Source organism: Rhodococcus sp. ENV425, from assembly GCF_002887785.1.
GTDB lineage: Bacteria > Actinomycetota > Actinomycetes > Mycobacteriales > Mycobacteriaceae > Rhodococcus > Rhodococcus aetherivorans.
The window spans coordinates 1,345-10,389 of record NZ_PCZU01000236.1; the positions used below are offsets into that span (position 1 = coordinate 1,345).

Annotated in this window: 7 protein-coding genes; all 7 read left to right on the forward strand. The window is 71.6% G+C overall.

From position 1 onward, the window contains the following. Positions 1-110: 110 nt before the first annotated feature. The 7 genes from pyrR to pyrF all read left to right on the forward strand — a co-directional run bounded on the left by pyrR (position 111) and on the right by pyrF (position 9,013). Positions 111-710, forward strand: coding sequence for a bifunctional pyr operon transcriptional regulator/uracil phosphoribosyltransferase PyrR (gene pyrR / locus CQZ88_RS20280; RefSeq protein ID WP_006937623.1), 600 nt, complete (start codon positions 111-113; stop codon positions 708-710). Further along, a complete protein-coding gene (locus CQZ88_RS20285) occupies positions 707-1,651 on the forward strand; it encodes an aspartate carbamoyltransferase catalytic subunit (RefSeq protein WP_006937625.1) in 945 nt (314 codons plus the stop codon). Before pyrR ends, CQZ88_RS20285 begins: the two co-directional genes overlap by 4 nt. A gap of 65 nt (positions 1,652-1,716) precedes the next feature. Then, entirely contained in the window at positions 1,717-3,036 is a 1,320-nt protein-coding gene (locus CQZ88_RS20290; RefSeq protein ID WP_006937633.1) for a dihydroorotase, read from the forward strand. Continuing rightward, positions 3,036-3,542 (forward strand): hypothetical protein, encoded by a 507-nt coding sequence (locus tag CQZ88_RS20295; protein WP_029543596.1) that lies wholly within the window; start codon positions 3,036-3,038, stop codon positions 3,540-3,542. The genes CQZ88_RS20290 and CQZ88_RS20295 overlap by 1 nt, the downstream gene beginning before the upstream one ends. 96 nt (positions 3,543-3,638) lie before the next feature. After that, complete coding sequence (carA, locus tag CQZ88_RS20300) at positions 3,639-4,802, forward strand: glutamine-hydrolyzing carbamoyl-phosphate synthase small subunit (RefSeq protein WP_006937638.1); 1,164 nt, start codon at positions 3,639-3,641, stop codon at positions 4,800-4,802. Next, positions 4,803-8,192, forward strand: a complete 3,390-nt coding sequence (gene carB, locus CQZ88_RS20305; RefSeq protein WP_102800213.1) for a carbamoyl-phosphate synthase large subunit — start codon at positions 4,803-4,805, stop codon at positions 8,190-8,192. Then, positions 8,189-9,013, forward strand: a complete 825-nt coding sequence (gene pyrF / locus CQZ88_RS20310) for an orotidine-5'-phosphate decarboxylase (RefSeq protein WP_006937640.1) — start codon at positions 8,189-8,191, stop codon at positions 9,011-9,013. The genes carB and pyrF overlap by 4 nt, the downstream gene beginning before the upstream one ends. Positions 9,014-9,045: the final 32 nt, after the last annotated feature.

Here is a 9,045-nt window from a genome sequence, read left to right on the forward strand (position 1 = left end):
CACGCCTCACCCCGCACCCGTGTCTGGGGGTCACCGGCCGCTGCTACGCTGATGCACCGTCAGGCATCCTTTAACGATCCGTCCAGCGAGGCGGAGAAGGAGGTCGCAGTATGGCCATGTCCGAAGACGGGTCGCCGGTATCCACGCCCGGTCCGGCCCGCGAATTGCTCTCCGCAGCCGACGTCGGCCGCACCGTCGCCCGCATCGCGCACCAGATCATCGAGAAGACCGCGCTCGACGCCCCCGAGGGCGAGGCCCCCCGCGTCGTCCTCGTCGGTATCCCCACCCGCGGCACCACCCTCGCGCACCGGCTCGCCGAACGCATCGCCGAGTTCTCCGGGGTGACCGTGCCCGTCGGCTCCCTCGACATCACCCTCTACCGCGACGACCTGCGCACCAAGCCGCACCGGCCGCTCGAGCGCACGTCGGTGCCCGAAGGCGGCGTCGAGGACGCCCTCGTCGTCCTCGTCGACGACGTCCTGTTCTCCGGCCGCTCGGTGCGCGCCGCGCTCGACGCCCTGCGCGACCTCGGCCGGCCCCGCGCCGTGCAGCTCGCCGTCCTGGTCGACCGCGGCCACCGCGAACTGCCGCTGCGCGCCGACTACGTCGGCAAGAATGTCCCCACCGCCCGCGCCGAGGACGTGCGGGTCCTGCTCACCGAGCAGGACGACCGCGACGCCGTGGTGATCTCCGGAGGCAAGATTTCGTGAAGCACCTGCTCTCCATCGCGGACCTGACCGAGGCGTCCGCGACCGAGCTTCTCGACGAGGCCGAACGGTTCGAGCAGGCGCTGCTCGGCCGTGAGGTGCGCAAGCTGCCGACCCTGCGGGGCCGCACCGTGATGACGGTGTTCTTCGAGAACTCCACCCGCACCCGGGTCTCGTTCGAGGTCGCCGGCAAGTGGATGAGCGCGGACGTGATCAACGTCAGCGCCTCGAGCTCGTCGGTCGCCAAGGGCGAATCGCTGCGCGACACCGCGCTGACCCTGCACGCCGCCGGCGCGGACGCGTTGATCGTGCGGCACCCCGCCTCGGGCGCCGCGCACCGCATCGCCGACTGGACCGGCGACGGCAACGGCGGCGGGCCGGCGGTGATCAACGCCGGCGACGGCACCCACGAACACCCCACGCAGGCCCTGCTCGACGCGCTGACCCTCCGGCAGCGGCTCGGGTCGATCGCCGGCCGGCGCATCGGGATCGTCGGCGACATCCTGCACAGCCGTGTCGCCCGCTCCAACGCGCTGCTGCTGTCCACACTCGGCGCCGAGGTGGTGCTGGTCGCGCCCCGCACGCTGCTGCCGGTGGGCGTGGAGACCTGGCCGGTGACCGTGTCGCACTCGCTCGACGCCGAACTGCCCGGCCTCGACGCGGTGCTCATGCTGCGGGTGCAGGCCGAACGCATGAACGGCGGGTTCTTCCCGTCGGCGCGCGAGTACTCGATCGGATACGGGTTGTCGGAGAAGCGGCTGGCGATGCTCGGCGAGCACGCCGTGGTGCTGCACCCCGGTCCGATGCTGCGCGGCATGGAGATCGCCTCCGCGGTCGCCGACGCCCCGCAGACCGCGGTGCTGCAGCAGGTGAGCAACGGCGTGCACGTGCGCATGGCCGTGCTGTTCCGTCTGCTCGTCGGCACGGAGAGCGCGATCGCATGACCGGCTCGCACGCGGACCGCGCAGCCGCGCAGGATACGAAGAACACTGGGACAGGAGAAGATTCGGTGTCGCCGCAGGTGCTCATCCGCAACGTGCTCGTCTACGGGGAGGGCGCGCCGACCGACGTGCTGCTCGGCGACGAGCAGATCCTCGGGATCGGGACCGACCTCGATGCCGGCTCCGACGCCGAGGTGATCGACGGCGCCGGACGGGTCCTGCTGCCCGGCTTCGTCGACCTGCACACGCACCTGCGCGAGCCCGGCCGCGAGGACACCGAGACCATCGACACCGGATCCGCCGCGGCGGCGCTCGGCGGCTACACCGCGGTGTTCGCGATGGCCAACACCGACCCCGTCGCGGACTCCGTCGTCGTCACCGACCACGTGTGGCGGCGCGGGCAGGAGGTCGGCCTCGTCGATGTGCACCCCGTCGGCGCCGTCACCGTCGGCCTCGCGGGCAAGCAGCTCGCGGAGATGGGCACCATGGCCGCCGGCGTCGGCCGCGTCCGGATGTTCTCCGACGACGGGCACTGCGTGTACGACCCGCTCATCATGCGCCGGGCGCTCGAGTACTCGAGTTCGCTCGGGGTGCTCATCGCCCAGCACGCCGAGGAACCGCGGCTGACCGCCGGAGCCGTCGCCCACGAGGGCCCCACCGCGGCGCGCCTCGGCCTGGCCGGCTGGCCGCGCGCGGCCGAGGAGTCCATCGTCGCGCGCGACGCCCTGCTCGCCCGGGACGCCGGAGCCCGCGTGCACATCTGCCACGCCTCCACCGCCGGCACCGTCGAGCTGGTGAAATGGGCTAAGGCGCAAGGGATCCCGATCACCGCCGAGGTCACCCCGCACCACCTCCTGCTGGACGATTCGCGGCTCGAGACCTACGACGGCGTCAACCGTGTCAACCCGCCGCTGCGTGAGCGCTCCGACGTCGAGGCGCTGCGCCGCGGCCTGGCCGAGGGCGTGCTCGACTGCGTCGCCACCGACCACGCCCCGCACGCCGAGCAGGACAAGTGCTGCGAGTTCTCCCAGGCCCGTCCCGGCATGCTCGGCCTCGAGACGGCCCTGTCGATCGTCGTCGAGACGATGGTCCGCCCCGGGCTGCTGGACTGGCGCGGCGTCGCGAAGGTGATGAGCGAACGGCCCGCCGAGATCGTCGGCCTCGACGACCAGGGGCGGCCCCTCGAGGTGGGGGAGCCGGCCAACGTGGTGCTCGTCGACCCCGACGCCGAGTGGACGGTGCGCGGACCGGAGCTGGCCTCGGTCGCGCACAACACGCCGTACGAGGCGATGACCCTGCCCGGCAAGGTCGTCGCGACCGTGCTGCGCGGCCGGATCACCGCGCTCGACGGCACGGTCCGGCCGGCCACCGGAAGCGGGGTGCGGTGATGGACCGCGTGTTGCTCACGCTCGGCTTCGTCGCCCTGTGGGTGGTGCTGGCCCTGCTGATGTGGAAGGGCTGGCGCGGCCGCGGCCGACGCCAGGCCGATGCCGTCGGTGCCCTCCCGCCGGTGCCGGCCGAGCTGGGGGAGCAGCTGGTGGCCCCCAGCACAGGCCTGTACGTGGGCAGCACCCTCGCGCCGAGCTGGCAGGACCGGATCGCCGTCGGCGACCTCGGCCACCGCGCGGCCGGCGAGCTCAGCCGCTACCGCGCCGGAGTGCTGCTCGAACGCGACGGCGCCTCGCCGATCTGGATCCCGCAGGACTCGATCCGGGCGATCCGCACCGAACGGGGCCTCGCGGGGAAGGTGATGACCAAGGACGGTGTGCTGGTGATCCGCTGGCAGCTGCCCTCCGGCACCGAGATCGACACGGGATTCCGCGGCGACGACAAGACCATCTACCCCCTGTGGGTGCAGGAGACGAACGAGAATTACCGGGACAGTGAAAGCTAGGACGACAGCCTGGACGGCTGGTACAGCGACGACGGTACGCGAGATTTCGGCTGATGCGGCGAGCTCCGGTGAGGTCGAGCAGAACGGAGAGAACGCATGAGCGGCAACAACTTCGACACGGACACCGCGATCCTGGTGCTCGAGGACGGGCGCACGTTCCGCGGCACCGTCTTCGGTGCGGTGGGGCAGACCCTCGGCGAGGCCGTGTTCAGCACCGGCATGACCGGCTACCAGGAGACCCTCACCGACCCGAGCTACCACCGGCAGATCGTGGTCTCCACGGCCCCGCAGATCGGCAACACCGGGTGGAACACCGAGGACAACGAGTCCGTCGGGCCCACCGGTGACCCCGCCGGCGCGAAGATCTGGGTCGCCGGCTACGTCGTGCGCGACCCGGCGCGCCGCACCTCGAGCTGGCGCGCGTCCGGCTCCCTGCAGGACGAGCTCGAGCGGCAGCACATCGTCGGCATCGCCGGGATCGACACCCGCGCCCTGGTGCGGCACCTGCGCACCCGCGGCTCGATGCGGGCGGGCGTCTTCTCCGGTGATGCCCTCGCCGACGAGCAGACCCTGCTGGATCGGGTGCGGAGCCAGCCGTCGATGCTCGGCGCCGACCTGGCCGGTGAGGTCACCACCACGAGCGGCTACGTCGTCGAGCCCGACGGCGAGGCCCGCTTCACCGTCGCCGCGATCGACCTCGGGATCAAGACCAACACCCCGCGGATGTTCGCCCAGCGCGGCATGCGCGTGCACGTGCTGCCGTCCACCGCGACGCTGCACGACATCCTGGACCTGAAGGCCGACGGGGTCTTCCTCTCGAACGGCCCCGGCGACCCGGCCACCGCGGACGGCGCGGTGCACCTGACCAAGGAGGTGCTCGGGCAGGGACTGCCGCTGTTCGGCATCTGTTTCGGCAACCAGATCCTCGGCCGCGCCCTCGGCCTGGGCACCTACAAGATGAAGTTCGGCCACCGCGGCATCAACATCCCCGTGATCGAGCACGAGACCGGCCGCATCGCCATCACCGCCCAGAACCACGGCTTCGCGCTCGAGGGCGAAGCCGGGCAGGAGTTCGACACGCCCTACGGCCGGGCCGTGATCAGCCACACCTGCGCCAACGACGGCGCCGTCGAGGGCGTGCGCCTGCTCGACGGGTCCGCCTTCTCCGTGCAGTACCACCCCGAGGCGGCGGCCGGCCCGCACGACGCCTCCTACCTGTTCGACCGGTTCACCAGCATGCTCGAGGGAGAGAAGAACTAAATGCCACGCCGTACCGATCTCTCCCACATCCTCGTCATCGGCTCCGGCCCGATCGTCATCGGCCAGGCCTGCGAGTTCGACTACTCCGGCACGCAGGCGTGCCGGGTGCTGCGCGAGGAGGGCCTGCGGGTCTCCCTCGTCAACTCCAACCCGGCGACGATCATGACCGACCCGGAGTTCGCCGACTCCACCTACGTCGAACCGATCACCGCCGAGTTCGTCGAGAAGGTCATCGCCGCCGAGCAGGCCAAGGGCACCCCGATCGACGCGGTGCTGGCCACCCTGGGCGGGCAGACCGCGCTCAACACCGCAGTCGCCCTGCACGAGCAGGGCATCCTCGCCAAGTACGACGTCGAGCTCATCGGCGCCGACTTCGACGCCATCCAGCGCGGCGAGGACCGGCAGAAGTTCAAGGACATCGTCGCCAAGTGCGGGGGCGAGTCCGCGCGCTCGCGGGTCTGCTACACGATGGACGAGGTGCGCGACACCGTCACCGAACTCGGCTACCCCGTCGTGGTGCGCCCGTCGTTCACCATGGGCGGCCTCGGCTCCGGCATGGCCTACGACGAGGCCGATCTCGAGCGCATCGCCGGCGGCGGCCTCGCCGCCTCGCCGACCGCGAACGTGCTCATCGAGGAGTCCATCCTCGGCTGGAAGGAGTACGAGCTCGAGCTCATGCGCGACGGCCGCGACAACGTCGTGATCGTCTGCTCGATCGAGAACGTCGACCCGGTCGGCGTCCACACCGGCGACTCGGTCACCGTCGCGCCGGCGATGACCCTGACCGACCGCGAATACCAGGAGATGCGCGACCTGTCGATCGCGATCCTGCGCGAGGTCGGCGTCGACACCGGCGGTTGCAACATCCAGTTCGCGATGGATCCGCGCGACGGTCGCCTCGTGGTGATCGAGATGAACCCGCGCGTGTCGCGCTCGTCCGCACTGGCGTCGAAGGCCACCGGCTACCCGATCGCGAAGATGGCCGCCAAGCTCGCCATCGGCTACACCCTCGACGAGATCGTCAACGACATCACCAGGGAGACGCCGGCCTGCTTCGAGCCGACGCTCGACTACGTCGTCGTCAAGGCCCCGCGGTTCGCGTTCGAGAAGTTCCCCGGCGCCGACGGCACCCTGACCACCACCATGAAGTCGGTGGGTGAGGCCATGTCCATCGGCCGCAACTTCACCGAGGCGTTCGGCAAGGTCCTGCGGTCGCTCGAGACCAAGCGGTCCGGGTTCTGGACCGGCCCCGAGGTCGAGACGGAAGATCTCGGCAGCCTGCTCGAGGAGCTGAAGGTCCCGCACGACGGCCGCTTCTACGGCATCGCCAAGGCCTTCGAGCTCGGCGCCACCGTCGAGCAGCTGTTCGACGCCACCAAGATCGACCCGTGGTTCCTCGACCAGATCCAGCAGATCGTCGAGCTGGGGGAGAAGGTGCGCGCCGCCGGGACGTTCGGTGCGCGGGAACTGCGCTTCGCCAAGCACCACGGTTTCTCCGACCGGCAGCTCGCGGCGCTGCGCCCCGAACTCGGCGACGAGGACGCGGTGCGTGCCCTGCGCGAGCAGCTCGGCGTGCACCCGGTGTACAAGACCGTCGACACCTGCGCCGCCGAGTTCGAGGCCAGGACCCCGTACCACTACTCGACGTACGAGCTCGACCCGGACGCCGAGACCGAGGTCGCCGAGCAGCACGAGCGGCCGAAGGTGCTCATCCTCGGCTCGGGCCCCAACCGCATCGGCCAGGGCATCGAGTTCGACTACTCGTGCGTGCACGCCGCCCTGACCCTGTCGCAGGCCGGCTACGAGACCGTCATGGTCAACTGCAACCCCGAGACGGTCTCGACCGACTACGACACCGCCGACCGCCTCTACTTCGAGCCGCTCACCTTCGAGGACGTCCTCGAGGTGTACCGGGCCGAGTCGCAGTCCGGCACCGTCGCCGGCGTCATCGTCCAGCTCGGCGGCCAGACCCCGCTCGGGCTCGCGCGGCGGCTGAAGGCTGCCGGGGTGCCGATCGTCGGCACCAGCCCGGAGGCCATCGATCTGGCCGAGGACCGTGGCGAGTTCGGCCGGGTGCTCACCGAGGCGGGCCTGCCGGCGCCGAAGTTCGGCACCGCCACCACCTTCGAGGGCGCCCGTGAGATCGCCGCCGGCATCGGCTACCCGGTGCTGGTCCGCCCGTCCTACGTGCTCGGCGGGCGCGGCATGGAGATCGTCTACGACGAGACGGCGCTCGAGAACTACATCTCTCGCGCCACCGAGATCTCCGAGGACCGCCCGGTGCTGGTCGACCGCTTCCTCGACGACGCGGTCGAGATCGACGTCGACGCTCTGTGCGACGGCACCGACGTCTTCATCGGCGGCATCATGGAGCACATCGAGGAGGCCGGCATCCACTCCGGCGACTCGTCGTGTGCGCTGCCGCCGATCACCCTCGGCCGCTCCGATCTCGAGAACGTGCGCCGCTCCACCGAGGCCCTCGCGCGCGGCATCGGCGTCAAGGGCCTGCTCAACGTGCAATACGCCCTCAAGGACGACATCCTCTACGTGCTCGAGGCCAACCCGCGCGCCTCCCGCACCGTGCCGTTCGTCTCGAAGGCCACCGCGGTACAGCTCGCCAAGGCCTGCGCCCGGGTCATGATGGGCGAAACCATCGCCGACCTGCGCGCCGAGGGCATTCTGCCCGCCCACGGCGACGGCGGGCACGCCCCGGCCGACGCTCCCGTCGCGGTGAAGGAGGCGGTGCTGCCGTTCAACCGGTTCCGCCGCGCCGACGGCACCGGCATCGACTCGCTGCTCAGCCCGGAGATGAAGTCCACCGGCGAGGTCATGGGCATCGACGACGACTTCGGCACCGCGTTCGCCAAGAGCCAGACCGCCGCCTACGGGTCGCTGCCCACCTCCGGCTCGGTGTTCGTCTCGGTCGCCAACAAGGACAAGCGGTCGCTGATCTTCCCCGTCAAGCGGCTCGCCGACCTCGGCTTCCGGGTGCTCGCCACGATCGGCACCGCGGAGGTGCTGCGCCGCAACGGCATCCCGTGCGAGCACGTGTACAAGGTGTCGGAGGAGGAGCGGCCCGAGGGGGCACACACCATCGTCGAGAAGATCCGCGCCGGCGAGGTCGACATGGTGATCAACACCCCGTGGGGCAATTCCGGGCCGCGCATCGACGGCTACGAGATCCGCACCGCCGCCGTCGCCGCGAACATCCCGTGCATCACCACCGTGCAGGGTGCCTCCGCGGCCGTCCAGGGCATCGAGGCCGCCATCCGTGGCGACATCGGGGTCCGCTCGCTGCAGGAGATGCACGCCGGGCTCCGCGAGGACGCGGCGGCGGAGTCCGCCGGCGTCGGCGGCCTGCCCGACGGCACCACGGGCCCGGCGTCGTGACGACGTTCGGGCAGCGCCTGCACGCGGCCCTCGCCGAGCGCGGGCCGCTGTGCGTCGGCATCGACCCGCACCCGGAACTGCTCACCGACTGGGGGCTGACGGTCGACGTCGCGGGTCTCGAGCGGTTCGCGGAGGCGTGCGTCGACGCCTTCGCCGGGCAGGTGGCCGTGGTCAAGCCGCAGGTCGCGTTCTTCGAGGCGTTCGGTTCCGCGGGCATCGCGGTGCTCGAACGCACCGTCGCGGCGCTGCGGGGCACCGGCACCCTCGTCCTCGCGGACGCCAAGCGCGGCGACATCGGTTCGACGATGGACGCCTACGCCCGCACGTGGCTGACCGACGCGTCCCCGCTCGGGTCCGACGCGGTCACCGTCTCGCCGTACCTGGGGTTCGGGTCGCTCGAGCCGGCGCTGCGCCGCACCGCCGACGGGCGCGGGGTGTTCGTCCTCGCGGCCACCTCCAACCCGGAGGGGGCGCAGGTGCAGCACGCGCGCGTCGCCGACGGGCGCAGCGTCGCGCAGGTGATGGTCGACGAGGCCGCGGCCCGCAACGCCGGCGCCGACACCCTCGGCTCGGTGGGTGTCGTCGTCGGGGCGACCCTCACCCGGGCGCCGGACCTGAGCGCGCTGCACGGGCCGATCCTGATGCCCGGCGTGGGCGCCCAGGGCGGCACCGCCGACGACGTGCGCCGTCTGGCGGGCGAGCACCTCGACGCCGTCGTGCCGAACGTCTCCCGCGAGGTGCTGCGGGCGGGCCCGACCGTCGCGGCGCTGCGCGGCGCCGTGGCCCGCACCGTGGACTCGTTCGCCTTCCTGCGGGCCTGACCGGCCCCGCACCGCCACCTCCGGCTCGGCCC

Coding starts and splice junctions, on each gene's coding strand:
- carB (WP_102800213.1), top strand. CDS start 4,803: ATGCCACGCCGTACCGATCTCTCCCACATCCTCGTCATCGGCTCCGGC.
- CQZ88_RS20295 (WP_029543596.1), top strand. CDS start 3,036: ATGGACCGCGTGTTGCTCACGCTCGGCTTCGTCGCCCTGTGGGTGGTG.
- carA (WP_006937638.1), top strand. CDS start 3,639: ATGAGCGGCAACAACTTCGACACGGACACCGCGATCCTGGTGCTCGAG.
- pyrR (WP_006937623.1), top strand. CDS start 111: ATGGCCATGTCCGAAGACGGGTCGCCGGTATCCACGCCCGGTCCGGCC.